The organism is Rhodanobacter spathiphylli B39 (assembly GCF_000264295.1).
Lineage (GTDB): Bacteria > Pseudomonadota > Gammaproteobacteria > Xanthomonadales > Rhodanobacteraceae > Rhodanobacter > Rhodanobacter spathiphylli.
In genome coordinates this window covers 313,455-338,064 of the sequence record NZ_AJXT01000004.1, presented here as the reverse complement: position 1 = coordinate 338,064, position 24,610 = coordinate 313,455, and the positions used below count along the sequence as shown (strand labels likewise).

The window sequence follows — 24,610 nt, the reverse complement described above, 5'->3', positions numbered from 1 at the left end:
CTACTGCTTCGTGTAAGTCACGAAGAATCCGACCAGGTCGCCGTTCTCGTTGTACGGCGCCATGTCCACGTAGCGGTAGCCACGCGCGGCGTAGTCGGCGTGCGACTTGGTCAGCTGGTTCGCCATGTGCTTCTTGCGGAAACCCAGGGTGGCATCGACGAACACGGTCACCGTGTCGCCCGCGACTTCGGACGACGCCGCCTGCGCGGGGGCGGCATGGGTCAGCACGATCGCGCCACCGGCGCCCAGCACGGCGGCAAGCAACAACGAAGCGGGAAACGACGATTTCATGGCGACACTCCAGGCGGCGGCAATTGCGTGACAATGGGCGCCGATTATCGCCCGCCCCACCATCGCGCATGAGTGATCCCGTCACCCTTCTCGCTGACCGCATCGACGCCGTGCTGCCGCAGACCCAATGCGAGCAATGCGGCTACCACGGTTGCCGGCCGTATGCGGAAGCGATCGCCCGCGACGAGGCGCCGATCAACCGGTGCCCGCCAGGCGGCGCCGCCGGCATCGAAAAGCTGGCCACCCTGCTCGATCGCCCCGCCCTGCCACTCGATCCCGACTGCGGCATCGAGCATCCGCGCATGCTGGCGCGCATCGTCGAAGCGGACTGCATCGGCTGCACCAAGTGCATCCAGGCTTGCCCGGTCGACGCCATCATCGGCGCCTCGAAGCTGATGCACACCGTGGTGGCGGACGACTGCACCGGTTGCGAACTGTGCGTGCCGGCCTGCCCGGTCGACTGCATCGTGCTCGAACCGATGCCGCCGGCGCAGATCGATGTCGCCCATGCCGATGCGGCGCGCGAACACTTCCGGCGCCGTGAATCGCGCCTCGAACGCCAGCGCGCCGAACGCGAGACCGAACTGGCGGCGCGCAAGCTTGCCGTGGAAGCGGCGGCCGGACCGGTGAACCCGGTGCAGGCCGCGCTGGCCCGCGCCAGGGCGAAGCAGCAGGAGCCGAAACCGTGAAGCGCGCCGAGGTGATCGAGCTGTTCTCGCGCCTGCGCGAACTGGACCCGCACCCCACCACCGAACTGGCGTACACCACGCCGTTCGAACTGTTGGTGGCGGTGGTGCTGTCGGCGCAGGCCACCGACGTCGGCGTCAACAAGGCCACCCGCAAACTCTATCCGGTGGCGAACACGCCGCAGGCCATCCTGGCCCTGGGCGAGGAAGGACTGAAGCGCTACATCAGCACCATCGGCCTGTTCAACGCCAAGGCGAAGAACGTGATTGCGCTGTGTCGGCTGCTGATCGAGCAGCATGACGGCGAGGTGCCGCGCACCCGCGAGGCGCTGGAAGCGCTGCCCGGCGTGGGCCGCAAGACCGCCAACGTGGTGCTCAACACCGCCTTCGGCGTACCGACCATCGCGGTGGACACGCACATCTTCCGCGTCTCCAACCGCACCGGCCTGGCCCCGGGCAAGGACGTGCGTGCGGTCGAGGACAAGCTGGAGAAAGTGGTGCCGGCCGAATTCAAGCAGGATGCCCATCACTGGCTGATCCTGCACGGCCGCTACGTGTGCAAGGCGCGCAAGCCCGATTGCCCGCACTGCGTGATCCGCGACTTGTGCCGGTACAGGGACAAGACGGCGGAGTGAGGAAGGAGCCGCGTTCCTCGCTCGTCACCCCGCCAACTGCGCCCGCTCCAGCGCCGCGATGTGCCGTTCCAGCCGCGGCCCCAGGTAGCAGTGCGAGCCGCATGGCAGCAGGCCGACTTCGCCGAACTCGCGCAAGTACCAGGCCGGCGCGCGCGAGACGAAACCCTGGTGGTCGCCGGCCACGTCGTCGCGACTGGTGAACACTTCGAGGAAGGCCACGCCTTCGAGCATTTCGCCGATGCCGTGCAGGCCGGCGCGGATTTCCGCCGGTTTCAGGTAGTGCAGCACGTCGGTGCACACGATCAGGTCGAAACGCTCGTCGAAGCGCAGGTATTCCAGCTGGCCGAAGCGCGCCAGTCCGATGTTGCGGCTGCGGCCGTAGCGCGCCACCACGTACTCGCTGGCGTCCAGGCCGCGGTAGGTGATCCCCGGCCGCAAGGCGCGCAGCGGCGCGCGCCAGGTCGCCTCGCCACAGCCCACGTCGAGCACGTTGCGGATCGGACGCCCCAGGTAATACTCGGCCTGCGCCACCACCATCGCCACCTTGCGCCGCAGTTCGGCCGCCGATGCCACGGAATGTCGCGGGTCGCGGTACCACTTGTCGAAATAGGCGCGGTCGTAGGTCTTGGTCATGCGGAGGTCCGGGCAAGCGTGGGCAGCGTCCATGGTATCCCGCCCGACCCGCCGATCCGGATGCGGCATCACTTTCTGCATGCGCTGCCGATGCCAGCATCCCCCCAGCTTTCGTCCCCGCCCCGAGGAGAACCCCATGCCCATGGTCCGCTTCCGCCTGATCGGCAGCCGCGCCGACGCCGATGCCGTCATCGCGACCCTGCACGGCCTCGATCGCATCGAGCACGTCGAGGAGATCGACGACCTGATCTCCGGGATGCGCGACGACTCCAGCTCCAGCGACTCGGTCAGCGACAGCGAAGGCCACGTCTACCGCATCGAAGTGGACACGCCCGATGACGGGGTCGCGGACGACGTGCGCGCCCGCGCCGAGGAGGCAGCCGGGGAAGCGGCCGCCGGCATCGAGTTCGTGGACGAGTTCTGAACGGCGGGAACCACGCCTGTGTCATCCGTTGGGCGGGCACGGCGTTGAAACCTTCTGTGGTGCCGTGACGCGCAGCGCCTCCCAGCCAAGGTTCCGCCATGCAACCCTCTTCTGCCCGATCTGAAGCTCGGCACCGCAGGTTCCATCGCCGCCTGCTTCCATTCACCGCGACCCTGCTGCTGTCGCTCGCCGCCTCGGCGCACGCGCCGGACTCCGCGGGCCGAGCACTGGCTCCTTCCGACGTGCGCTGGCTGCAGCGGGCGACCTTCGGCATCGACTCGGCCAGCTTGGCCAGCTACCGCAAACTCGGCCGCCAGCGCTGGCTCGATGTCCAGCTGGCCGATCACGACGACACGCTGCCGCCAGCCATCGCCCGCCTGATCGCCAGCTACCCGGCGATCAGCACGCCGCCGCAGGAACTGCTGGCCCAGGCCGCCGAAGCGCGGCGCCAGCTGAAGTCGATGCCTGAGGGCGACGCCAGGGTCGCCGCGAAGAAGAACCTGCAAAAACAGGCCCGTGCACTGGCCCAGCAGGCCCAACAGGCCGAACTGCTGCATGCGATCTACGGCAGCAACCCGCTGAAGGAGCAGGTCGTATGGTTCTGGCTCAACCACTTCAGCGTGTACGCGGCCAAGGGCCGCGTGCGCCTGGTTGCCGCCGACTATGAGGAACACGCGATCCGGCCGCATGCACTGGGCAAGTTCCGCGACCTGCTGCTGGCCACGCTGAAAAGCCCGGCGATGCTGGAATACCTCGACAACGCGAAGAACGTGAAGGGCAAGACCAACGAGAACTACGCCCGCGAGCTGATGGAGCTGCACGCGCTGGGCGTCGGCTCCGGCTACACCCAGCATGACGTGCAGCAACTGGCGCTGATCCTTACCGGCGCCGGCATCGCGCCGGCGGCACCACGCCGAGCCGGCCGCTTCGGCCGCACACGGCCGGGCTTCGTGCGCGACGGCCTGTTCGTGTTCAATCCGGACCGGCACGACTTCAGCGACAAGACCCTGCTCGGCCAGCGCATCCGCGGCAGCGGCTATCGCGAGATCGAGCAGGCGGTGGACCTGATCACCCGGCAACCGGCCTGCGCCCGTTTCGTCTCGCGCCAGCTGGCCGAATACTTCGTGGCCGACCAGCCACCGCCGGCCCTGATCGAAGCGATGGCGAAAACCTTCCAGCGCAGCGACGGCGACATCGCCGCGGTCTTGCGCACGATGTTCGATTCGCCGGAGCTGACCGGCGGCGAGGCGGGCAAGTTCAAGGACCCCACCCGTTTCCTGGTTTCCGCGATGAAGCTCGCCTACGACGGCCAGCCGATCAGCAACGCGCAGCCGCTGGTCAACTGGCTCAACCAGATGGGCGAGCCGGTGTTCGGCCGGGTCACGCCCGACGGCTGGCCACTGGACAGCGCCAGCTGGTCGGGTTCGGGCCAGATGGCGACCCGATTCGACGTGGCCCGCGCGATCGGCAGTGGCCGCAACAAGCTGTTCATGACCGACACCGACGAGCCGAACCCGGCCACGCCGCGGCCACGCCCGGCCGTGCCCGCGCTGGACTCGCCGCTCTACCGCGCCGTGGTGGAACCGCGCCTGTCGCAAGCCACCCGGGTGGCATTGGGCAAGGCCACTTCGGCAGCGGAATGGAATACCTACCTGTTGTCGTCGCCGGATTTCAATTACCGCTGAGGTTCCCGCACAGCCATGATGAACCGTCGCCAATTCCTGCTCGCCGCCGCCTCCGCGGCAACCCTGCCCGCCCTGTCCTTCAGCGGCAACCTGTTCGCCGCGCCAGCCAGCTCGCCGCGCTTCCTGCTGGTGTTCCTGCGCGGCGGCTACGACTGCAACAACCTGCTGGTGCCCTGCGCCAGCGACTTCTATTACGAGTCACGACCTAGCCTGGCGATCGCCAGGCCCGACCCCGCCAATCCCGACAGCGCGATCGCGCTGGACGCGCAGTGGGGACTGAACCCGGTATTGCGCGAATCGCTGCTGCCGCTGTGGCAGCGCAAGCAGCTCGCCTTCGTGCCGTTCGCCGGCACCGATGACCTGTCGCGCAGCCACTTCGAGACCCAGAACAACATCGAATCGGGCCAGCCCACCGCAAACCGTGGCAGCTTCCGTTCGGGCTTCCTGGCGCGATTGTCCAGCCAGCTCAGCGGCGTGCCCGCGATCGCCTTCACCAAAAACCTGCCACTGAGTTTCCAGGGTGCCGGCAAGGACATCCCCAACATCTCGATGAAGGCCGATCCGAAGGCCCGCTTCAACGCGCGGCAGTCAACGATCCTCGGCGACATGTACAAGGGCACGCCGCTGGCCGCCGCCACCGCCGACGGGCTCGCGCTGCCGGCGTCGATCTCCGAGGACCTGCGCAACGAGATGGTCAAGGCCAGCGGCGGCGCGCCCAGCGCCCGCAGCTTCGCCACCGAGACGCGACGCATCGCCACCCTGATGCGCGACCAGTACCGCCTGGGTTTCGTCGATGTCGGCGGCTGGGACACCCACGTCAACCAGGGCAGCGTCAGCGGCGGCCTGGCCAACAACCTGCGCAACCTGGGCGAAGGCCTGGCCGCCTATGCCGACGCCCTGGGCGACGAATGGAACAACACCGTCGTGGTGGTGCTGTCCGAGTTCGGCCGCACCTTCCGCGAGAATGGCGACAGGGGCACCGACCACGGCCACGGCACCGTGCACTGGGTGCTGGGCGGCAAGGTCAATGGCGGGCGCATCGCCGGCGAACAGGTGGCGGTGAACGCCGCCTGCCTGCTGCAGAACCGCGACTACCCGGTGCTCAACAACTACCGCGACGTCCTGGGCGGCTTGCTGGCGCGAACCTGGGAGCTGTCGAACAGGCAGTTGCAGAACGTCTTCCCGCAGGCACGGCCGCGTGACCTGCAACTGGTCTGAGCGAAGTTCGCGTGTTCAGTCGGCCGTGCGCGGCACCAGCATGTGCTTGGCGATGTAGCCGTGCAGCCGGCCCAAGCCGCGCGCCAGATGCAGGGTGGCGAACAGCAGCACGATGCCGATCACGCACATCGCGATCGCGTCGCCCCAACCCGGCGCGTGCGCGCCGAAGCCCCAGTCCACGAGAACCTGGTGGTTCACGTACAGCCCGGTCATCCAGTCGTTGTGGAACATCATCGCCAATGGCGCGCCGATGAAGGCGACGGATACGCTGAGCAAAGTCACCGCGAGCGTGAAATACACGATGCCCAGCGGCAGCATCAGCCACATGTAGCAGAGCGTGGTCCAGGTGTGCACGTCGGTGAACATGCGACCGATGCGCCGCATCAGGCTCACGCCCTGGGTGGGATACACCGGCCGCCGCGGCATGCGCATGCCCAGCATCGCCTCCACGATGCGCCCCTCGACCAGCGACAGTACGCGCACGCTGCCGAAGAACAGCACGATGAATGGCAGGCCGATGATCAGCACCGACAGACCTGCCGACAGCGACAGTCCGGTGACGGCCCAGGTGAAGTAGAAGATGCCCGTGGCCAGCGACAGCAGCATGTAGAACAGCGCGCCGTAGGTGCGTGGATCGGCCGCCACGCCGAAGAAGCGCCCCGCCAGCGAACGCCGCTTCGGCAGCGGCGGCGGGCGCAACGCGCGCTGGATGCGGATTTCCTGATCACGATAGATCTCGGCCACCTCGTCCGGCGCGCCGTAGCTGCCCACCACGTGCTCCAGCATCGCCGCTTCGCCGCGTTCGGGCTGCTCGGCCAGTTCCGAGCGCAGGTGTTCCTCGGCGTCGTACAACGCATCCTGGATCAGGGCGGGGTCCGCGCCACGCAGGGCGGCGCGCAGTTGTTCAAGATACTCGGCGATGCTGCGTGGCGCGTTCATGACACCCCTCCTTGCAAGACGTTATCGACGGAATCGCGGGTGGCGTTCCACGCGGCGGTCCACTCGCGCAGGACTTCGCGCCCCGGCTTGGTGATGCGGTAATAGCGGCGTGGCGGACCGCTGACGGACGGCTCGACTTCGCTGCCCAGCAGGCCGGCGGCTTCGAGATTGCGCAGCACCGGGTACAGCGCACTCTGCTTGCCGGCAAGCACCCCTTCGCCCACCTCTTCCAGCCGCTTGGCGATCTGGTAGCCGTACATCGGCTGGCGCGACTGCCCCAACACCGCCAGCAGCACCAGCGACACGGTGCCGCTGGAAAGCTCCTTCTGGAACTTCTTCAACTGGCTGACGCTGTCGTCCATCCCGCTCACCCGCACTGCCGCTTAGACTGATGTGAATCATAGTATTAAGTTGACACTAGTACATGGGCCTGAAGTCATGCCTGCGATCAACTGGTGGTGGCACTCTGCTAAGTTGCAGCCCTCGCCTATCGGTCACTCAAGGGGAATGCCATGCGTCGTCGCCATCTCATCGCCGGTCTCGCGCTGGCCAGCAGCCTGACCGCGTTGTCTGCCCTCGCTGCCGAGCAGGGCAAGCCCACGCCGACGACCAAGGAAATCCTGGCGAAATCCGCGCCGGCCGAATGGCGCAGGCCCGATCCGCAGAACCTGCTGGTGATGCAGCTACCGACGGGTCGCGTGGTGATCGAGCTGGCCCAGGATTTCACCCCGCTGCATGCAGCGAACATTCGCACCCTGGTGCGCCAGCACTACTTCGACGGGCTGGCGATCATCCGCGTGCAGGACAACTTCGTCACCCAGTGGGGCGATCCGAACGACGACGAGAACGGCGACAAGGACAAGATCCGTTCACTGGGCAAGGCCAGCAAGACCCTGACGCCGGAGTTCAGCCGCGCGATCGCTGCGAAGCAGCCGTGGACGCCATTGCCGGATGGCGATGTCTACGCACCCGAAGTCGGTTTCAGCGGGGGCTTCCCGGTGGGCCGCGATCCGGCCAGCGGCCAGGAGTGGGTGGCGCACTGCTATGGCACGGTCGGCGTGGCGCGCGACGTGGCGCCGGACAGCGGCAGCGGCAGTTCGCTGTACGCGGTGATCGGCCAGGCGCGGAAACTGGATCACAACCTCGCCGTCGCCGGCCGCGTGCTGGAAGGCATGCCCCTGCTGTCCGGCCTGCCGCGCGGGCCCGAGCCGATGGGTTTCTATGCCGATCCCGCCCGCCGCACCCGCATCGAGTCGGTGCGCCTGGCCGCCGACATGCCGGCGCCGGAGCGACCGGCGATCGAGGTGCTGCGCACCGACAGCGCCAGCTTCGCGGCCCTGATCGATGCCAGTCGCCATGGCCACAATGCGTTCTACCCCGAGCCGGTGGGCAAGGTCGGCCTGTGCAGCCTCAGCGTGCCGGTGCGCGACGCCAAACCGGTGCACTGAAGCCAGGGCGGGCGCACTCAAGGCCGCTGCCCGGATGAATCCCCGCTGACGCCGGCGGGGACTTCACCACGAAATCTTGTCACGCGGGGGGCTATGGATGGACTTCGCGACCCCGTGACAGGAGATCAGCATGAAGCGCAGCCGCAAAGTCCTCGCATGGATCGTGGGAGTCGTGCTGGCTGTCGTGCTGATCCTGGTCGTGGTGATCGCGACCTTCGACTGGAACCGGATGCGCCCGTTCATCAGCGACAAGGTGAGCAAGGCGATCGGACGCCCATTCGCGATCAACGGCGACCTCACCGTCGACTGGCGGCGCGACCGCAACGGCAGCGGGCTGGCCTCGCTGCTGCCATGGCCCGAGTTCACCGCACGCGACATCAGCATCGCCAATCCCCCGTGGGCGCAGCAGCCGCAGTTCGCCCGACTGCAGGCGCTGCGTTTCCGGCTTTCGCCGCTGCCGCTGATCGCCCATCGCATCGAGGTGCCGTCGCTGCAACTGGTGCAGCCCAGCGTGGACCTGGAGCGCGACAAGCAGGGCCGCGCCAGCTGGGACTTCAGTTTTCCCCGGAACCAGCCACCGTCGAGCTGGACGCTGGACGTGGGCACGGTCGGCTTCGACCGGGGCCAGCTGAGCCTGGACGACGCGCCGAGCCGCACCCGGCTCGAGGCCACCATCGAACCGCTGCAGGGGGCGATCCCCTATGACCAGATCGTGGCGCAGCAGACCGCCGACGCCCGCGAGCAGGCCAGCAAGGCCGTGGGCAAGGCCTTGCCCGAGAGCACGTCCAAGGCTGCGCCGGACGGCGCAAACAACCAGGCCGCCGACCGCCAGCACCGCCCGGACAGCGCGATCACCTACCAGTTCGGCTGGACCGCCGAGGGCAGCTACCAGGGCAATCCGCTGAAGGGCCACGGCAAGACCGGCGCCGTGCTCGCCCTGCAGGACACCCGTCGGCCATTCCCCGTGCAGGCCGACGTGAACCTGGGCGACACGCATATCGCGCTGGTCGGCACCCTGACCGATCCGTTGCACCTGGGCGCGCTGGACGTGCAGCTGTGGTTCTCCGGCTCCAGCATGGCCAAGCTGTATCCGCTCACCGGCGTCACCCTGCCGGACACCCCGCCGTACGCGACCGAGGGCCATCTTGGCGCCGAGCTGCGCCGCAACGGCAGCCGCTATCACTATCAGGATTTCCGCGGCCGGGTCGGCGGCAGCGACCTGTCCGGCGACCTGCTGTTCGTCACCGGCGGCAAGCGCCCCAAACTCACCGGCACGCTGCATTCGAAGCTGCTGCAGTTCGCCGACCTCGCGCCGCTGATCGGCGGCAGTTCGAAGGCCGCGCCCGCCGATGATCGCCCCGCCCAGCCGGCCGACAAACTGTTGCCGGTCGCACCGTTCCGCACCGAACGCTGGCAGGCGATGGACGCCGACGTGAACTTCAGCAGCGAGCGCATCGTGCATGGCGAGGCGCTGCCGATCGACTCGCTGGCCACCCACCTGGTGATGAACAACGGCGCGCTGTACCTGGACCCGCTCAGCTTCGGCGTGGCCGGCGGCAAGGTGCGCAGCAACATCACCCTGGACGGCAGCCGCACGCCGATGCGCGGCCTGCTGAAACTCGACGCGCGCCACCTCAAGCTCAAGCAGTTGTTCCCCGCCTTCGAGCCGATGCACACCAGCTTCGGCGAGATCAACGGCGACGCCGACCTCAGCGCCCAGGGCAATTCCATCGCCGCCCTGCTCGGCAGCGCGGACGGCGAGTTGAAGCTGCTGATGAACGACGGCGCGATCAGCAAGACCCTGCTGGAAACCGCCGGCCTCAACGTCGGCAACATCATCATCGGCAAGCTGTTCGGCGACAAGACCGTGGAGATCAATTGCGCCGCCGCCGACATGGCTGCGAGCAACGGCCTGTTCGACATGCGCCTGTTCGTGTTCGACACCGACGACGCGGTGGTCAACGTGACCGGCACGGTGAACCTGGCCAGCGAGAAGCTCGACCTGGACGTGACGCCCCATACCAAGGGCTTCCGCGTGTTCTCGCTGCGCTCGCCGCTGTACGTCAACGGCACGCTGAAGAACCCCAACGTCGGCGTGCATCCCGGCCCGCTGATCGCCCGCGGCGCCGGCGCGGTGGCGTTGAGCGTGGTCGCGGCGCCGGCTGCCGCCCTGCTCGCCCTGGTCGCGCCCAGCCATGACGACAACGGCGAGAACACCTGCCGCACGGTGCTGCAGCAGTTGCGCAGCTCGGGCAAGATGATGCCGGCGGGCAAGCCGGGGTCGAAGAAGTAAGCGCTGCGTCGGCCCGGCGCCAATGGCCAGGCGACGCCTCGTCAACGCTCCTGCGTTGATCCGCGGCGGGTAAACCGCCGCCACAACCGACGCCACAGCAGCGCCAGCGGGAAGGCCAGCAGCAGGAATGGCAGGCCATAGCCCAGCAAACCCAGGGCATCGGTCACGCCCTCGGTGGCTTCGTCGAGCAGGCTGGAAAAACCATCGCCGATACGCCCGCTGCGCGAGTAGGTGCCGGCATCGCGGAAATGCAGTTCGAGCCGATTGGTATCCAGCCGGCGTTGCTGGTTGGCGGCCACGGCCTGCAGCGATTGCAGCAGGCTCTCCACCGAAGCCTGCTCGTGGCTGAGCGCAATCAGATCGGCAACGGCGATGTCCTTGCGTGCCGCCAGTTCCGCCAGGTGCCGTCCATGCTTCTCGAGCAATTCGCGCTGACGCTGGTTGTCGTTGACGGCATCAGCGAGATCCTCCGCCGTGGTCTGCCGGAATCCGATGCTGCCGCCCTGCGCGGCCAGCTTCGCCATCGGTTCGACGCCTTCCGGAACGATCCGCACGACAAGTTCGGCATCGTGTTCGGCCTGCTCGATGCGCAACACATTGCAGGCGCCGAAGCGGGCCGTCTCACAGGCCTGCCGGGCCGCCGCCAGGCGACCGGCGATCTCGGCGCCGGGCAACCTGATCCGCAGCACATGCTCGTAGGCCAGCATCGCGCCGGCCTTCGAGCTTTCACCGCTGATCGGGGCCGGCGAGACTTCCTGCTTCTTCGAGCATCCGGCGAGAACCTGCAGCACTCCCAGCAGCAACAGCGCCATCAAGGCAGAACGGTTACGTGACATGCGATTCCCCCGGCGCAAGGCAAGTGGGGGCAATCTGCCACAGCCGCAGGCAAACTCAAACCGCGCCGCAACGACAGGCCTGGCCAAACCGGCCATTGCACGCGCCTTGTAAGAATCCGCCTGCCCCGATGCGGACGCTAGAATGTCGCACCGCCCTTCCCTGCGAATACCCATGCAACCCGTCAGCCAGGCCCGTCTGCAGATTCACTTCTGCGTGTTGCTGTGGGGCTTCACCGCGATCCTGGGCAAGCTGATCACCTTGCCGGCCCTGCCCCTGGTGTTGTGGCGGATGGCCCTGGTCACGCTGGCGCTGCTGCTGGTGCCCCGGGTCTGGCGCGGCTTGCGCGCGATGCCGGCGCGGCTGATCTGGGCGTATGCCGGCATCGGCGTGCTGGTGTCGCTGCACTGGCTGAGTTTCTACGCGGCGATCAAGCTTTCGAACGCCTCGGTGGGCGCCACCTGCATCGCGCTGGGCCCGGTGTTCCTGGCCTTCATCGAGCCATGGATCGCCCGGCGCAGGTTCGACCCGCGCGAACTGCTGATCGGCGTGGCGGTGGTGCCGGGCGTGGTGATGGTGGTGGGCGGCGTGCCGCACGACATGCGCGCTGGAATTGCGGTGGGCGTGCTGTCGGCGCTGTTCGTGGCGTTCTTCGGTTCGCTCAACAAGCGCCTGGTCGAACACGGCGATCCGCTCACGGTGACCTTCATCGAGCTGGGCACCGGCACCGTGTTCCTCGCCCTGCTGGCGCCGCTGCTGCCGCACGTCGGGCCGGCCTTCGTGCTGCCGGGCCTGCACGACGCGCTGCTGTTGCTGGCGCTGTCGTTCGGCTGCACCCTGCTGCCGTTCGCGCTGGCGCTGGTGGCGCTGCGCCACATGAGCGCGTTCGGCACGCAGATGGTGACCAACCTGGAACCGGTCTACGCGATCGTGCTGGCGATCGTGCTGCTGGGCGAGCAGCACGAGCTGGATCACTGGTTCTACGCCGGCGTGGCGGTGATCCTGGCCGCGGTGTTCATGCACCCGCTGCTGCATCGGCGCCGGCGCATGCCGGAACAGGCCGAGCTGCTGGGTACCGCCGAAAGCCACAACATCATCGACTGACCGTCAGTCGGCGCCAGCTGCCTCGACCACGACGCGATCGCGACCGCCGCTCTTGGCCTGGTACAGCGCCGCATCGGCGCGCCGGATCAGGTCCTCGACCGAAGTCGCGTCGGCGCCGATCCAGACCATGCCGATGCTGAGCGTCACCGCAAACGCGTGCCCGTTCCAGTGGTGCGGCACCGCGCTCACCGCGGTCTGGATGTCGCGCATGCGCTGCTCGGCATGCGGGCGATCGATGCCGGGCAACAGCAGCAGGATCTCCTCGCCACCGTAGCGTCCCAGCCGGTCGTCACCGCGCACGTGCAACTGCAGGTGACGGGCGATCGCCAGCAACGCGGCGTCGCCGGCCTGGTGGCCCAGGGTGTCGTTGATGCGCTTGAAGTGATCCGCATCGATCAGCCCCACGGCGAGCCCGGGCAGCGGACGCTGGCCCGGTTCCAGCAGCGCCGCCAGCTGGTCGAGGATCGCCCGCCGATTGTGCATGCCGGTGAGGCTGTCATGGGTGGCCTGGTGGTACAGCTCGGCCCGGGCCCGTTCCAGCTCGCGCTTCTCCTCGGTGAGTTCGACGGTGCGATCGGCGACCATCGCTTCCAGCCGGCGGTTGTGCCGCCGCAGGCGGCGCGAACGCCAGCGCCAGCTGAGCGCCATCAGCAAGGCCAGCAGCGAGACCGCCAGCAGGCCGACCCACCAGCTCAGCCACCACGGCGGCGGCACGCCGAAATCGAATTGGGCGGGCGGCGAGACGGTCCGGTGGTCGTCGTCGATCGCCTCGATCTCGAGGCGGTAGTCGCCGGACGGCAGGCCGGCGAGATTGATCACGTTCGCGCCGGTTTCGATCCACTCCGAATCCTGCAGCCGATACCGATAGCGCGGCTGGCCGCCCGAGGATTTCCCCAGCAGCGCGTAGTGCACGGTCAACGCGGCGTGCCGGCCGCCGAGACGGATGCTGTCGCCGGGTTTCACCGGCGCCGATCCCTGCATCACCGAGGTGATCAGGACCTTGCCGGGCTGATAGGCCAGCATGGCTTGCGGCTGCAGGATGTGGCTGGCGCCGATCGCCGTGGCGATCCAGATCGAGCCATCGCGATCCTCGAAGAATCCGTTCTGGCTGGTCTCGTCCCACAGCAGGCCATCGGCTTGCGACAAGTGCGTCCAGCGCGCGCCGTCGTACACATCCACGCCGCCGCTGCCGCCCACCCAGATCCAGCCCCGATGGTCGCGGCGCACGAAGTACACCAGCGTGTTGTCCAGCCAGGTATCGACGATGCGCGTGAGCGACAGCCGGCTGCCGCTCACCGCGGCGTGGAACAACCCGGGCTCGTTCGCGCCCAGCCACAGGCTGCCATCGGTGCCCACTGCCACCGCGCTGAAGCCCGAGGCGATGCTCGTGCTGCCGGTGTCCATGCGTGTCCACTGCCCGCCGGCAAAGCGCAGCAGTCCGGCGTTGCAGGCAAACCACAAGGTTCCGTCGGCGGTCTCGGTGATATCCGAGCACTGCTGGTCGGTGGTCTGCGTCGCCGGTATGCGCACGGCCGGCGCGTCGACGTGATCGATGCGGTAGATGCCGTTGACGGTGGCGATCCACAGCCGGCCCTGCCGATCGAAATGCAGGAACTTCACGAACGCGGGCAATTCGGCCGCCAGCGTGGTGCGCTGGCTGGCCGGGTCGTAGCGCAGCACGCGGCGGTCGTACAGGCCGGCCCAGATCGCGCCGTCGTTGGCGCGGGCAAGGCTGAGGATCTGTCGCGGCGCCGGATCGAAGCGGATCGGCCACGGCTGCAGACGGGTCTGGCCGTCGGACAGCACGCTGCCGCCGAGTTCGTTGGCGAACCAGATGTGCTGCGCATCGAAGCGCAGGATCGACCAGTTCGGCACGCTCTCGAAACCCTGCCCGCGGCCCCAGCCCTCGACCAGTCCATAGCCGTTCCAGCGCGAGATGCCGCGACCGTAGGTGCCCAGCCACAGGGTGCCGTGGCTGTCGAACAACAGGGCGGTGATCTCGATGTCGGGCAGGCCGTTGGCGCTGTCCATCAGGGTCCAGGCCGTTCCTTCCCAGCGTGCCAGGCCGCGATTGGTCGGCGTCAGCACGCGGCCCCGTGCATCTTCCACCAGGATCTCGTTGTCGCTCACCACGCCCATGTCGGCCGCCGGCAGGTCGCGCGGAAGGAAGCGGGTGGCGCCGGCCGGCAGCTCGCGCAGGTGGTGCACGCCGCGCAGCCACAGGCTGCCGTGGCTGTCCAGCAGCAGGCCGGTCCAGCTGTCGCGGGGCACGCCCTCGGCCTCTCCGTGCACCGTCACCTTGCCCGCGTCATCGACACTGCACAGCGAACCGTCGCAGCCGATCCACAGGCGGCCAGGCGTGGCGTGGATCACGGTGATCCGGCGCAGCTGCGGCACGGCGGCGAGTTGCGCCTCGTCGAACATCGGCCGCAGCTGCCAGCCCTGCCCGCCGCCGGAAAGCACCATCAGCCGGTCGTTCTTCACCAGCAGCAGCCGTCCGTCATCCAGCGCGACCATCTGCCGGCCCACGTCGACCACCAGCGGTTGTCCCGCCGGCTCCACCTTGCGGAAGTGCAGGCCGTCACCGACGCGCAGACCGGACTGGGTGGCCACCCACAGCTGGCCGATGCGCGGGTTCTGCACCATCGCGGTGACGTACTCGCCCCGGGCAAAGCCCTGCGCCGCACCCATGCGCTCGAAGCTGCCGCCGTCGAACCGGTACAGGCCCATCTCGGTGCCGGCCCAGACGAAGCCGCGCCGGTCCTGCAACAACACGTTGATCGCCTGGCTTTCCAGACCCGACTTGCGGTCGTAGGTGGTCAGCGAATACTGCTGGGCCGACGCGGACAGGCTGAACAGCGAGAGCAGCGCGGCCATCAGCAGCACGCAGCGTTGGCTCCACCCCGGTGAGGTCCGTCTCCGTCGCATCAGTTGCAAGCTCGCCTGCCGTTGGGTTCATCGAGGGCACGCCACGCGTGCCATGTCGTTATACGTCAACCGGACCACAAGGGTCGACTCACCCTGACGATACGCGATCTCGGAACCTGGGAAGAAAACCACTTCCTGTGGTTTTCTTCCATCGCACGTCCGGTACATGCCCGGACGTGCTCACGTGAATCAGTCACTTGCGTGACCGATTCCCGTCCGGCCATCCGTGGCCGGGCTTCGAGGTTGAAAACTCACAACCTCTCAGAACCAGAACCGTACCCCGGCCAGCCATTGCCACTCCCGCACCGCCCGCTGGTCGTGCCGCGCATAGTCGGCGGTCGCGCCGACCCGACGTGTCCAGTTCACTCCGAGATAGGGCGCAAACTCCCGCCGGATCTCGTAGCGCAAACGCAGGCCGAACTGGATGTCGGACACGCCCTCACCCAACCGGCGCTGCGGATCGCGCCGGCCGTACAGGTTCACCTCCAGCTCCGGCTGCAGCACCAGCCGCTGGGTCAACAGCAACTCGTAGTCCACGCGCAGGCGCGCGGCCGTCCGCCCGCCGGCCCCTGCGTAACCGCTGGCCTCCAGCTCGAACCAGTACGGCGCGAGCCCCTGCACGCCAACGGCGATCCAGCTGCGTGCCGGGCCCTTGCCGATGTCGTGGCGGACGCCCAGCTGGCGGCTCCAGTAGCTGCTGGTGGCGTGGTTCCAGAGCAGCTCCAGTTCGCCGTCCTCGAGCTTGCCGCCGCTGCGCACGCCTTCGCTGCGCAGCCACAGCTTGTCGCTGTCGTTGCCGTACCAGCCCCGGATCTCCCAGCGCTGGCCGTTGCCTTCGTCGCCGTGGAAGGCCTCCAGCTGATCGATCCGCAGCAGGCCAGACGATGTGCGTCCGTGCGCGTGCATCGGGCTGGCGGCGATGCCGTCGGAGTAATCGCCGCTGCGTGCGTCCGCAGGCGGGCGGCCGCCCTGCATCGGCGCCATGGGCATGCCCGGCGTCGGCGGCGGCTCCATCGCCGGCATGTCGGGCGCCGTCGGAGCGATGGGCGCCGCTGGGTGATCCATCCCCGGCATCTCGCCGTGATCCATCCCGGGCATCGCCGGCATGGCCATGGGCGCCGTGCTGCTCGACGCGGCGGGTGCGCTCTGCGCCTCGACCGCTGGCGGCAGCGCCAGCAACAGCAACAGCGCGAGCAGCCATGCCGAGCGCGATGGAATGAGCCAGTGTTCGCGACGATGGATGGTCATGACACCACCACCTCGCGCATCATCCCCGCCTCCATGTGGTACAGCAGATGGCAGTGCCAGGCCCAGCGGCCCGGCGCGTCGGCGGTCACCGCGTAGCTGATCCGCTGCGCCGGCTGCACGTTGACCGTGTGCTTGCGCACCTGGAACCGGCCATCCGGGTTTTCCAGCTCGCTCCACATGCCGTGCAGGTGGATCGGGTGGTTCATCATGGTGTCGTTGACCAGCACGATGCGCAGGCGCTCGCCGGTGTTGAAATGGATGGGCGTGGCGTCGGGGTACCGGATGCCGTCGAACGACCACATGAAGCGCTCCATGTTGCCGGTCAGGTGCAACTCGATCTCGCGACCGGGCTCGCGCGCGTCGAGCGGACCGCCCACGGTGTGCAGGTCGGCGTAGGTCAGCACCCGGCGGCCGTTGTCGCGCAGGCCGATGCCCGGATCGTCGAGGTTGCTGCGCGGCGTGTCGACGCGCATGTCCACGCCCGGGCCGTATTCGCTGCGGGCGTGGTGCACGGCAGGTGCGGCGGCCATGCTGCCGTGATCCATCCCGGCGTGATCCATGCTGCCATGGCCCATACCGCCGTGGCCCATGCCGGGCCTCGCGGCATGGCCACCGCCATTCCCGGCGTGCGGCATCGCGCCCATCATGTCGCGCATGTCCAGCCACACGCGCTGGTCCAGCGGCGGCACTTCCGCCGTCATTCCTACACGCGGCGCCAGCGTGCCGCGCGCGTAACCGCCGCGATCGATCGACTGGGCAAACACCGTGTATGCGCGCTCCTCCTGGGGCTCGACGATCACGTCATAGGTTTCGGCCACCGCGATGCGGAACTCGTCGACCGGCACGGGCTCGACATCCTGCCCGTCGGCGGCGATCACGGTCATCTTCAGTCCGGGTATGCGCACGTCGAAGAACGTGGATGCCGAGCCGTTGATGAAGCGCAGCCGCAGCTTCTCGCCTGGCCGGAACAGTCCGGTCCAGTTCTGCGCGGGGGCCGCACCGTTCATCAGGTAGGTGTAGGTGTAACTGGAGACGTCGCCCAGGTCGGTCGGGTTCATGCGCATCTCGTTCCACATCCGGCGCATCGACAGCGCGCGGGACAATCCCTTCTCGCGCACGTCGCGGAAAAAATCCGCCGCGGTCGGCTGGGCGAAGTTGTAGTAGTCGCTCTGCTTCCTGAGCCTGGCGTAGATGCGCGCGGGGTCCTCGTCGGTCCAGTCGTTGAGCATCACCACGTAGTCGCGATCGGTCGGATGGCGCTCGGGGCCGGCCGGCTCGATCACCAGCGGGCCGTACAGCGCGTTCTGTTCCTGGAAACCCGAGTGCGAGTGATACCAGTAGGTCCCGCTCTGGCGCAGCTGGAACCGGTAGAGAAAACTTTCGCCCGGCGCGATGCCGTCGAAGCTGAGGCCGGGCACGCCATCCATCCGGAACGGCAGCACGATGCCGTGCCAGTGGATCGAGGTGGGCACGCGCAGGCGGTTGCTCACGCGCAGGCTCACCGTGCTGCCTTCGCGCATGCGCAGCAGCGGGCCGGGTACGCCGCCGTTGACGGTGATCGCCGGCCGCGCCGCACCGGTGAAGTTGACGCTGCGCTCGACGATGTCCAGCGTGAAGTCGGTGCCGCTCAACACCACCGGTTGGCCGGGACTGTTCAGCGCCCAGGCGCCGGTAGGCCGCAGCAGTCCCGCACCGGCAGCCACGCTGCCCAGCGCGACGCCCTGCACGAAACGCCGCCGCGACAGATCGGGGCGGGAAGAAAGAGGTTTCATGGAGCTCTCCAGCACGGCGTCGACGCGCGACGCCGGTCACGGTTGCCCGACACGCTTGCCTCGACCGCTCAAGTCGTCACGGGAGTTGGGACACGCAGGAAAGTCAGGCGGCGGGTGGCCGCAGCAACGGCGGATGCACGCCGTGCGGCATGAGTGGGCTTCGCGGCGTCGCCCGCGGCGTCTGCATGGCGACGCGATCGGGCATCGGCAGCGCCCATGCCGGCAAGGCGCTGCCGCACCATGTGGCGCAGTGACAGGCGTGTGGTGCGACGTCACCCGCCGGAAGCGGTTGTTCCGTACAGCAGTCGTGCGTGATCCCGGCATCGGCGGCAAGCTCGCCATGCTGCGCCATCGCCGCATGGCCACCATGCGCAACACCGGCAGCCATGGCCATCGGTGCAGCCTGCAGCGGACTGACCAGCAGGAGCAGCCAGGCCAGCCAGGCCAGCGCAAGGCAGGGGCGGGAATGCGACAGCTGGCGCCGGGAAAGACTCATCGCGGCAGCTTACGGACTGCCGTGGACGGGCTCAACTCTGGAGCAGGCTCCGCCCGGGCTGCCCGGTCGATCACGGGGAACATCGGGCCGGGCGCTCTATACTCGGCCACCCCGCCCGCCGTGACCGCCATGAATTATCGCCACGCCTATCACGCCGGCAATTTCGCCGATGTCCTGAAGCACGCCGTGCTGTTCGCCCTGATTGAGGCGATGCAGGCCAAGCCCGCGCCGTTCTGCTACATCGACACCCACGCCGGCAGCGGCAACTATCCGCTGGACGGTTTCGAGGCGAAGAAGACCGGCGAACACAAGGACGGCATCTCCCGCCTGCATCCGGCCGAGAAGGTGCCAGCGCTGCTGCAGCGTTGGCGCGCCAGCATCCTGGGTGGCGAGGGCAACGAGCAGGGACTGAAGCAGTACCCCGGTTCGCCGCTGCAGGTCGCCCGCCTGCTGCGCCCGGACGACAGCGCCCAGTTGTGCGAACTGCACACCGAGGAAGCATCCAGGCTGCGCGACCTGTTCCGCGGCAATCCCCAGGTGCACGTGCACCAGCGCGACGGCTACGAGGCGCTGAAGGCGCTGCTGCCGCCGAAGGAGAAGCGCGGCCTGGTGCTGATCGATCCGCCCTACGAGGCGCAGGAGGCCGAGTACAAGCTGATCGAGCAGGCGTTGAAGACCGCCCTGCTGCGCTGGCCCACCGGCATCTATGCCGTGTGGTATCCGATCAAGCTGCGCAGCCAGGTGCAGCCGTTCCTGCGCAAGCTGCAGCACAGCGGCGTCAAGCGCATCCTGCGCGCCGAGCTGCTGGTGCACCCGGACGATTCGCCGCTGCGCCTCAACGGCTCGGGCATGGTCATCCTCAACGCGCCGTGGAATCTCGACGACAGCTTGCGCGAACCGCTGCGCGTGCTGGCCAGCCTGCTGTCACAGGAGCGTCCGGCCGAAGTGAAACTCGACTGGCTGCTGGACGAAGCCGGCAGCCAGCTGAACGTGCCCAGCCCGCTGCCCGCCTCGCGACTACCGCGGCCGCCGGGCCGCCGCTAAGCTCGGTGCATCCACCCATCCGGCTTCCTCCAGGAGCACGTCCATGCGCATCCGTCCTGCTTCCCTGCTGACCCGCCTCGCCATGCCCGCCGCCCTGCTGATGCTGGCCGCCTGCGCACCCGCGCCGATCTACAAGACCAGCACCGGCACCGTCACTGCCGCGCCATTCGAAGTGGCCCAGACGCCCGAGAAGTTCAGCGGCAACGAGGTCGTGTGGGGTGGCCGCATCGTGCAGGTCAAGGTGTTCGCTGACCACAGCGAGATCGAGCTGCTGGCCTACCCGCTCGACTCCTCGCAGCGGCCGAAGGCGAACGACAGCGGCAGTGGCCGCTTCGTCGCGGTGATGCCGGGCTACGTGGAGCCGCTGGACTATCCCGCCGGCGCGATGATGACGGTCGACGGCAAGCTCGACGGCAGTCGTGCCGGCAAGGTCGGCGAAGCGGATTACGTGTTCCCGCTGGTCAGCGTGATGCACTCGCACGTGTGGACCGCCGAGGAAATGAACAAGGGCCGCAACAACATCCGCTTCGGCCTGGGCGTGGGCGTGGGCATCCACTGATCGTCCGTCATCGCCCAACCCCCGCAAAATTCTGCGCCACCGGTAAACTGGGCAGCCTCATTCCATGGATTGAAGCTGCATGTCTTCCGGCCACGCCAACCCGATCAAGGCCATCCTGCTCGCGCTGGGTGCCAACTTCGCCATCTTCGTGGCCAAACTCGTCGCCGCCATGGTGACCGGCTCCGGCGCGATGATGGCCGAGGCCGTGCACTCGCTGGCCGACTGCGGCAACCAGGGCCTGCTGCTGCTCGGCATCCGCCAGACCAAACGGCCGCCGTCGGACGAATTTCCGCTGGGCTGGGGCCGCGCCCTGTATTTCTGGTCGTTCCTGGTCGCGATCCTGCTGTTCAGCGTGGGCGGCATGTTCTCGATCTACGAGGGCGTGCACAAGCTCACCCATCCGGAACCGCTGAAATGGCCGTGGCTGGCGCTGGGCGTGCTGGTGTTCGGCATCGTCGTCGAAGGCATCTCGATGCGCGGCTGTCTGCAGGAAGTCAACAAGGCGCGCGGCGAGCAGAACCTATGGACCTGGTTCCGCGAAACCCGCTCCAGCGAATTGCTGGTGATCTTCGGCGAAGACCTGGCCGCCCTGATCGGCCTGTGCCTGGCCGCCGTTGCCATCGGCGCCACCATGCTCACCGGCAACCTGATGTTCGACGCCGCCGGCACCATCGCCATCGGCGCACTGCTGATCGTCGTCGCCGTGCTGGTGGCGATCGAAGTGAAAGCCCTGCTGATCGGCCAGGGCATGGAACCCCGTCGTCGCGACGAGCTGATGGGCTTCCTGAAAAGCCGCCCCGAAGTCGCCGACGTGCTGAACCTGATCACCCTGCAGATGGGCCCCGACGTGATGGTCGCGGTGAAGGCACGGATGCAGCCCACCGCCGGCAACCCCGAACTGATCGCCGCGATCAACACCGTCGAGGCCGCGATGAAGGCGGAATTCACCGACATACGCTGGAGCTTCTTCGAGCCGGACAACGCGGATTGAGCGGTTGCGCCAGGGCGGCGGCGACGCCGGTCAGGCCCCCGCGGCCGATCCCGCCACCGGCATTCGGGTACCGAGCAGTCGGCCGACCACGGTCTTGCGCACCAGCAGGTGGTAGCTGAGCAGACAGACCGCGAAGGTTGCGACGACGGAGACCGTGAACTTCGCGCCCCACCCCCACGCCATGTCCATCAGCCGGTACTGGATCACGAACAGGATCGGCAGATGGACGATGTAGACCCAGTACGACGCGTCGGACAGGTAACGCAACAGGCGGTTGCTGCGGTTCAGCAGTAAGCGGCCGGCAACCAGGCACACGCAGGTCATCCAGACGCTGATGCACGCCTCGATCAGCGCGATGGGCACGCTGGCGGCGGTGGGCACGTGGCGCCGGAGCAGGTACAGGAATGCACCGTAAAGCGCGACGCTGGCCAGCAGCAGCCACGGCGCGAAACCACGGAACCGGTCGATCAACGCTTCGTGGCCAGACAGCAGGTAGCCGAAGACGAAGAACGGCCCGTAGAAGCCGAATGCCCAGAACTGGGGAAACAGGCTTTCCGGGGCCGGATGCGGCGCGCTCACCGAGGCCAGCGCCGGCGCCAGCAGCATCGGGAACAGCAGCAGTTGCCACCCCGGCTTCAGGCCGCGCATGAAGTTGCCCGGCTTGCCCGGCACCAGGCTTCTGGCCACCCAGGTCAGCACGTAGAAGAACAGCAGGTAGTAAAGGAACCACAGATGACCGGTGCCCGGTGGCGGCGCTGGCGGGTTCGCCATCTGCGAGAACTGCCGGATCATCAGCAACACCGGCGAAGGGTTCCGCACGTACGCCGCGGCATGCAGCGTGCTGTAGCTCATCGCGGCGATCACCAGCGGGCAGAAAATCACCAGCGGCAACCCGATGCGCCTGAGCCGGTTGAGGAACAGGCCAGCCATGCCGCGCTTGTTCAGCAGCATCGCGGCGAAGAAGCCGGCGACCACGAAGAACAGCGGCATGCGGAACAGGTGCAGCCACCAGATGACCAGGTCGATGGCCGGCGACTGCGCGCGGTCGGCCGTGGGGAAATAAGGGTGCAGCAGCGGGCTGTAGGCCAGCGCGGCGTGGAAGACCACCCCGGCCAGCATCGCCAGCGCGCGCAGGTTGTCCATGTAGTGAAAACGCACGGTGTCGTGCATGGCGAAACCTCCGAACGGATCTGTCGGACTCACGAGAGGGTTCTTGCCTTGCGCCCCGCCTTTCCCTGGCCGGATTCCAGCACGGCCAGAGACGCGAAGGCGCTTCGACTCCGCCCGCTGCGCGGACTGCGCTCAGCGGGAACGGTGGATCAGCTCAGTAGAAGGACTTCTTCCGGCAGTGCACCCAGCCGGTGGCCGCCAGCACCACCACGCTCAGCGTCGCCTGGGCCAGCAGGATCGCCACCGCGACGGGAGCGAAATAAATCGTGTCGGCCTTGACGTGATCATTGATCGCCGGGATCTGCCCCAGCAGCATGATCAGGGGATTGATCAGCAGCATGCTGGCGATCATCGCGAAAATGTTCCAGCCCTCGGACTCCACCGCCATGGCCACGCTCAGGGACACGGCATAAGCCAGCAACACGTGTCCGAAGATCAGCAAGGACAGCACGACCAACCCGTCCGGCAGCGGCGTGTACAGGATCACCAGCACGGTTCCGGCCAGCATCGCCAGGAACGGCACGAGGAAGGTCACCAGGTTGCCGATCAGCTTCGACAGGTAGTAATCCAGCGGCGTCACCGGCAGGCTCATCACGAAGGCCAGCGTGTGCTCCTTGCGTTCGACCAGCAGCGAGTTGGAAATCGAGAAGCACGAGGTGCACACCAGCATGACGATCAGCAGCAGCGAGCCCAGGTAGAAACTCCAGCCGGTGGCCATGCCGATCAGGCACAACGCCACGATGCCGCCGAACACGCATGCCGCCAGCTGCTGCTGGAACAGTTGCCAGTCCTTGGCCACCAGCAGCCTGATCACCGGCCAGTTGAGTGGGGAACGATTCATGCCGCACCTCCAGCGCGTACGGTGGTGACGAAGATGTCTTCGAGGTTCATCGGATCGGCGCTGCGGATCTCCGCGCCTTGCGTCTGCATGCGCTCAAGCAGACCAGCGCTGAACTGGCGCACCTTCAGTTCCACGATCGAGCCGTTCTGGCGCACCGCGGCGATCTCCGGCCAGGCGGCCTTGTCCGGCACCCACGACCCGTGGCAGATGACACGGCGCCAGTCGTCGAGGAAGGATTCCTTGTCCCGCGAGGCGAGCAGCGTGCCGTTGTGGACGAAGGTGATGGTGTCGGCCATCTGCTCGATGTCCTTGGTGTTGTGCGAGGAGAACAGCACGCTGCGCGCCTCGTCGCGCAAGACGTCGGCAAGCGCCTCCAGCACCTCGTCGCGGGCGACCGGGTCCAGCCCCGTGGTGGGCTCGTCGAGCAGCAGCAGTTTTGGCCGGCGGGCGAAATTGAGCATCAGCAGCGCCTTGACCCGTTGCCCGTGCGAGAAGCCGGCCAGCCTCTGCTCCGCGCGCAGGTCGAAACGGCGAAGCAGATCGGCCGCGTAGACCTCATCCCAGCCCGGATAGATCGAACGCACGAAATCCATGTGCCAGCGCAGCGTGCGGGTCTTGAACAGGCGCATGTCTTCCGTGGCGAATCCCAGATCGGACTTCGCGGCCACCTGCTGCGCCGGCATGTCGTGGCCAAGCACTTCGACCGTGCCCGTGTCGGCCAGCGCAAGGCCGCCAAGGATGCGCAGCAAGGTGGTCTTGCCGGCGCCATTGACGCCCACCAGACCCATCACCTGCCCCTCGGGCATGCTGAGGTCGATGTCCCGCAGCGCAAAGTTCTCGTAGCGTTTGGTCACCCCGGACAGGGCGAAGGCGGTGCTCATGGTGTTGATCCCCTGGTGGGTTCGGCAGCCCCGTGGGCCTGTTCGTCGTCAAGCAACTGGCGGATGTCATCGACAGACAGGCCCAGCCGTCGCGCACAGGCCAGCATGGCGTCGAAGTGCTGGGTGAATTCGGCCTGCAACAGGCTGTCGGAAAGGTTTGGCGAATCGGCCACGAACGAGCCCATGCCGTGCCGCGTCACGATCACCCCGGCCTGGCCCAGCTCCGCATACGCTCGCTTGACCGTGATCACGCTGACCCGGCTGGCACTGGCCAGCTCGCGGATCGACGGCAACGGCTGGCCCGCCGGCCAGTCGCCGGCCATCACCTTGGTGGTGATCTGGTTGACGATCTGCTGGTACATCGGGGTGCTGTCGCTGGTCGACAGGAACAGCTCGGGGTCGATCTGTGCATACTTCATATACACAGTATGCACAGCACCTTTCGTGCTGTAAAGCCCCCTTCCGGAGTGCAGGAACAGGCACCCGTCCG

At 67.6% G+C, this 24,610-nt stretch carries 24 protein-coding genes; 11 read left to right on the top strand and 13 right to left on the bottom strand.

All coding sequences use genetic code 11. The features are described from left to right. A complete protein-coding gene (locus tag UU7_RS02240; protein WP_007804971.1) occupies nt 1-291 on the bottom strand; it encodes a hypothetical protein in 291 nt (96 codons plus the stop codon). 68 nt (nt 292-359) lie between these two features. Here UU7_RS02240 and UU7_RS02235 point away from each other — a divergent pair, with 68 nt between their 5' ends. Together UU7_RS02235 and nth are read left to right on the top strand one after the other, a co-directional pair. Then, the gene (locus tag UU7_RS02235) at nt 360-980 is read left to right on the top strand and encodes an RnfABCDGE type electron transport complex subunit B (RefSeq protein ID WP_007804969.1); all 621 of its coding nucleotides are present in this window, start codon (nt 360-362) and stop codon (nt 978-980) included. Next, complete coding sequence (nth, locus tag UU7_RS02230; protein WP_007804966.1) at nt 977-1,612, top strand: endonuclease III; 636 nt, start codon at nt 977-979, stop codon at nt 1,610-1,612. The genes UU7_RS02235 and nth overlap by 4 nt, the downstream gene beginning before the upstream one ends. A 24-nt stretch (nt 1,613-1,636) precedes the next feature. Here nth and UU7_RS02225 read toward each other — a convergent pair whose 3' ends face one another. Continuing rightward, entirely contained in the window at nt 1,637-2,245 is a 609-nt protein-coding gene (locus tag UU7_RS02225) for a class I SAM-dependent DNA methyltransferase (RefSeq protein ID WP_007804964.1), read from the bottom strand. A gap of 136 nt (nt 2,246-2,381) precedes the next feature. Here UU7_RS02225 and UU7_RS02220 point away from each other — a divergent pair, with 136 nt between their 5' ends. The 3 genes from UU7_RS02220 (at nt 2,382) to UU7_RS02210 (ending at nt 5,572) form a co-directional block, all read left to right on the top strand. Next, nucleotides 2,382-2,669, top strand: coding sequence for a hypothetical protein (locus UU7_RS02220; protein WP_007804962.1), 288 nt, complete (start codon nt 2,382-2,384; stop codon nt 2,667-2,669). Nucleotides 2,670-2,767: 98 nt separating this feature from the next. Then, nucleotides 2,768-4,354 carry a DUF1800 domain-containing protein gene (locus UU7_RS02215; RefSeq protein ID WP_083845907.1) on the top strand — a complete coding sequence of 529 codons (1,587 nt, stop codon included), beginning with the start codon at nt 2,768-2,770 and terminating at the stop codon, nt 4,352-4,354. Between the two features lie 18 nt (nt 4,355-4,372). After that, on the top strand, nt 4,373-5,572 hold the full coding sequence (locus tag UU7_RS02210) for a DUF1501 domain-containing protein (RefSeq protein ID WP_007804959.1): 1,200 nt from the start codon (nt 4,373-4,375) through the stop codon (nt 5,570-5,572). 15 nt (nt 5,573-5,587) lie between these two features. Here UU7_RS02210 and UU7_RS02205 read toward each other — a convergent pair whose 3' ends face one another. Together UU7_RS02205 and UU7_RS02200 are read right to left on the bottom strand one after the other, a co-directional pair. Beyond that, nucleotides 5,588-6,511, bottom strand: coding sequence for a sensor domain-containing protein (locus UU7_RS02205; protein ID WP_007804957.1), 924 nt, complete (start codon nt 6,509-6,511; stop codon nt 5,588-5,590). Continuing rightward, nucleotides 6,508-6,873, bottom strand: coding sequence for a PadR family transcriptional regulator (locus UU7_RS02200; RefSeq protein WP_007804954.1), 366 nt, complete (start codon nt 6,871-6,873; stop codon nt 6,508-6,510). Before UU7_RS02200 ends, UU7_RS02205 begins: the two co-directional genes overlap by 4 nt. Before the next feature lie 150 nt (nt 6,874-7,023). On the opposite strand from UU7_RS02200, the gene UU7_RS02195 reads away from it, so the two are divergent. Together UU7_RS02195 and UU7_RS02190 are read left to right on the top strand one after the other, a co-directional pair. Further along, nucleotides 7,024-7,959: a peptidylprolyl isomerase gene (locus UU7_RS02195; RefSeq protein ID WP_007804952.1), complete on the top strand. Its 936-nt coding sequence runs from the start codon at nt 7,024-7,026 to the stop codon at nt 7,957-7,959. A 130-nt stretch (nt 7,960-8,089) separates the two neighbouring features. Further along, a complete protein-coding gene (locus tag UU7_RS02190) occupies nt 8,090-10,252 on the top strand; it encodes an AsmA family protein (protein ID WP_007804949.1) in 2,163 nt (720 codons plus the stop codon). A gap of 41 nt (nt 10,253-10,293) precedes the next feature. Here the strand turns inward: UU7_RS02190 and UU7_RS02185 are convergent, their stop codons facing one another. Beyond that, nucleotides 10,294-11,088: a DUF4349 domain-containing protein gene (locus tag UU7_RS02185; protein WP_040672671.1), complete on the bottom strand. Its 795-nt coding sequence runs from the start codon at nt 11,086-11,088 to the stop codon at nt 10,294-10,296. A 172-nt stretch (nt 11,089-11,260) separates the two neighbouring features. Between UU7_RS02185 and UU7_RS02180 the strand changes: the two genes are divergently transcribed. After that, nucleotides 11,261-12,190, top strand: a complete 930-nt coding sequence (locus UU7_RS02180; protein ID WP_007804946.1) for a DMT family transporter — start codon at nt 11,261-11,263, stop codon at nt 12,188-12,190. A 3-nt stretch (nt 12,191-12,193) separates the two neighbouring features. On the opposite strand, the gene UU7_RS02175 is transcribed toward UU7_RS02180, so the two are convergent. The 4 genes from UU7_RS02175 to UU7_RS02160 form a co-directional block, all read right to left on the bottom strand. After that, a complete protein-coding gene (locus UU7_RS02175; RefSeq protein ID WP_157581832.1) occupies nt 12,194-15,067 on the bottom strand; it encodes a ligand-binding sensor domain-containing diguanylate cyclase in 2,874 nt (957 codons plus the stop codon). 312 nt (nt 15,068-15,379) lie between these two features. Further along, nucleotides 15,380-16,366 (bottom strand): copper resistance protein B, encoded by a 987-nt coding sequence (locus UU7_RS02170; RefSeq protein WP_007804944.1) that lies wholly within the window; start codon nt 16,364-16,366, stop codon nt 15,380-15,382. Beyond that, nucleotides 16,363-18,138, bottom strand: coding sequence for a copper resistance system multicopper oxidase (locus UU7_RS02165; protein ID WP_007804941.1), 1,776 nt, complete (start codon nt 18,136-18,138; stop codon nt 16,363-16,365). The genes UU7_RS02170 and UU7_RS02165 overlap by 4 nt, the downstream gene beginning before the upstream one ends. Nucleotides 18,139-18,241: 103 nt before the next feature. Then, complete coding sequence (locus tag UU7_RS02160; RefSeq protein ID WP_007804940.1) at nt 18,242-18,634, bottom strand: hypothetical protein; 393 nt, start codon at nt 18,632-18,634, stop codon at nt 18,242-18,244. 129 nt (nt 18,635-18,763) lie between these two features. Between UU7_RS02160 and UU7_RS02155 the strand changes: the two genes are divergently transcribed. The 3 genes from UU7_RS02155 to UU7_RS02145 all read left to right on the top strand — a co-directional run bounded on the left by UU7_RS02155 (nt 18,764) and on the right by UU7_RS02145 (nt 21,228). Continuing rightward, nucleotides 18,764-19,678 (top strand): 23S rRNA (adenine(2030)-N(6))-methyltransferase RlmJ, encoded by a 915-nt coding sequence (locus UU7_RS02155; RefSeq protein WP_007804938.1) that lies wholly within the window; start codon nt 18,764-18,766, stop codon nt 19,676-19,678. A 43-nt stretch (nt 19,679-19,721) separates the two neighbouring features. Further along, nucleotides 19,722-20,237 carry a Slp family lipoprotein gene (locus UU7_RS02150; protein WP_007804937.1) on the top strand — a complete coding sequence of 172 codons (516 nt, stop codon included), beginning with the start codon at nt 19,722-19,724 and terminating at the stop codon, nt 20,235-20,237. 79 nt (nt 20,238-20,316) lie between these two features. Continuing rightward, the gene (locus UU7_RS02145) at nt 20,317-21,228 is read left to right on the top strand and encodes a cation diffusion facilitator family transporter (RefSeq protein WP_007804935.1); all 912 of its coding nucleotides are present in this window, start codon (nt 20,317-20,319) and stop codon (nt 21,226-21,228) included. 30 nt (nt 21,229-21,258) lie between these two features. On the opposite strand, the gene UU7_RS02140 is transcribed toward UU7_RS02145, so the two are convergent. From UU7_RS02140 to UU7_RS02125, 4 genes are all read right to left on the bottom strand, one after another. Further along, nucleotides 21,259-22,398 carry an acyltransferase family protein gene (locus UU7_RS02140; RefSeq protein WP_007804933.1) on the bottom strand — a complete coding sequence of 380 codons (1,140 nt, stop codon included), beginning with the start codon at nt 22,396-22,398 and terminating at the stop codon, nt 21,259-21,261. 154 nt (nt 22,399-22,552) lie between these two features. Beyond that, nucleotides 22,553-23,239 carry an ABC transporter permease gene (locus UU7_RS02135; RefSeq protein ID WP_007804931.1) on the bottom strand — a complete coding sequence of 229 codons (687 nt, stop codon included), beginning with the start codon at nt 23,237-23,239 and terminating at the stop codon, nt 22,553-22,555. After that, nucleotides 23,236-24,120 carry an ABC transporter ATP-binding protein gene (locus UU7_RS02130; protein WP_007804929.1) on the bottom strand — a complete coding sequence of 295 codons (885 nt, stop codon included), beginning with the start codon at nt 24,118-24,120 and terminating at the stop codon, nt 23,236-23,238. The genes UU7_RS02135 and UU7_RS02130 overlap by 4 nt, the downstream gene beginning before the upstream one ends. Further along, entirely contained in the window at nt 24,117-24,539 is a 423-nt protein-coding gene (locus UU7_RS02125; protein WP_007804926.1) for a GntR family transcriptional regulator, read from the bottom strand. The genes UU7_RS02130 and UU7_RS02125 overlap by 4 nt, the downstream gene beginning before the upstream one ends. Between the last annotated feature and the right edge of the window lie 71 nt (nt 24,540-24,610).